The sequence below is a fragment of the Nakamurella sp. GG22 genome (assembly GCF_052976845.2).
The window spans coordinates 1-1435 of record NZ_JBRIIO020000072.1; the positions used below are offsets into that span (position 1 = coordinate 1).

Below are 1435 nucleotides of genomic sequence, written 5' to 3' on the forward strand. Positions count from 1 at the left end.
ACAAGATCAACTAACCGAAACCGACCGCCACTTACACAGAAATCTTGACAAGCTCGGCTCGCAATACAGCCAGCAATACAACCAGCAACCGAAGTACCATTGCATTGATGACTCGATACAGGCGCCCACAGGCCTATTAGGCGAGCCGTCAACTCAGCGGCGTAGCTCTTTAGGCCGTGGGACAGCGCCACCGGCAGGCTTCTCGTCACGCCTACCGCCAGCGAGCCTCCGCAGTGCCGAGTACCTCAGCTGCCATCCTGGCGATCATGACAATCGACAGGGGCGCGCTGAGCCGTGTCGTCGCGATAGCGAACGGCAAAGGGGGAGTGGGGAAGACCAGCCTTAGCACCACCCTCGCCGGACTCGCGTCAACCGCCGGCTACCGCATCCTCCTCATCGACCTCGACCCTCAAGGCAACGCAGGTGAGGACCTCGGCTACACCGGCGCCGGCACCGGTGACAACGGGGCTGGACTCGTCGCCGCCCTGGCCACCGACACACCGCTGGCAGTGACATTGCCGCAGGCCCGCCCGGGCATCGACGTCATCTGCGGCGGCGAACGCCTCGACGACCTCGCCGGCCTGCTCCTTGCCCGGCACCGCCGCGGCACCCCCGTCGCCGATGTCCTCGCCGGACCCCTCGCGAGCCTGCTCAATCAGCGCGACGACTACGACCTGATCCTCATCGACTGCCCGCCTGGCGAGCCGAACCTCCAACTTCTCGCGCTCGGCGCCGCAAGATGGCTGATCATCCCCACCCGAGGCGACGCCGCCAGCCTCAAAGGAATGACCCGCATCGCCCAACGCCTGGTCGAAGCCCGCACCAACAACCCCGACCTCGAGCTCCTCGGTGTTGTCCTGTTCGACATCGCCAGCTCGGCCACCCGCCTCAAACGAGAAATCAGCGCGGAGATCACCCAGGCGCTCGGGGGAGTGGCACCACTGTTCGACAACACCATCCGACACAGCATCGCCGCCACCGACTCGCGCCGCCGCGGCCTACTGATCCACGAGCACGCCGCACAACTAGAGGGCGAACCCTTCTGGCAGGCGCTGCGAGAAGGACGCAAACCCAGCTCTCCCGGATCGGCCCCCGCACTCGCCGCGGACTACGCCGCCCTCGCCCACGAAATCCTCACCCGCATCAGCGCACTCGAAGCAGCCACCGACATCGACGAGGTCATGGCGTGACCAGCACGACACCCCGCCCCATGCAAACCCCCGACCTTGCAGGCCTGCTCGGCAAACCGGCACGTCGACCCCGACCCGACCCCGAACCATCAGCGGTCGACGCCGACGACGTACCGGTGGGGGAGCACACGCAGGATCCGCCGGTCGCCAAGGACCAGACTCCGGTGACCGTCACAACGACGCCGGCCGCCCAGCCCCCCACCTCTCCCCCCGCCCCCGCCACCCCACCCCAACGCCCCCCCCCC

1 protein-coding gene and 1 pseudogene are annotated in these 1435 nt (G+C 67.2%); both read left to right on the forward strand.

Going from position 1 to position 1435, the window contains the following annotated elements; genetic code table 11:
- Positions 1-266 precede the first annotated feature (266 nt).
- The gene (locus ACVBEQ_RS28035; RefSeq protein WP_447156727.1) at positions 267-1190 is read left to right on the forward strand and encodes a ParA family protein; all 924 of its coding nucleotides are present in this window, start codon (positions 267-269) and stop codon (positions 1188-1190) included.
- Positions 1187-1435, forward strand: a pseudogene (locus ACVBEQ_RS28040) (hypothetical protein); the annotation flags it as partial. The gene ACVBEQ_RS28035 and the pseudogene ACVBEQ_RS28040, both read left to right, overlap by 4 nt.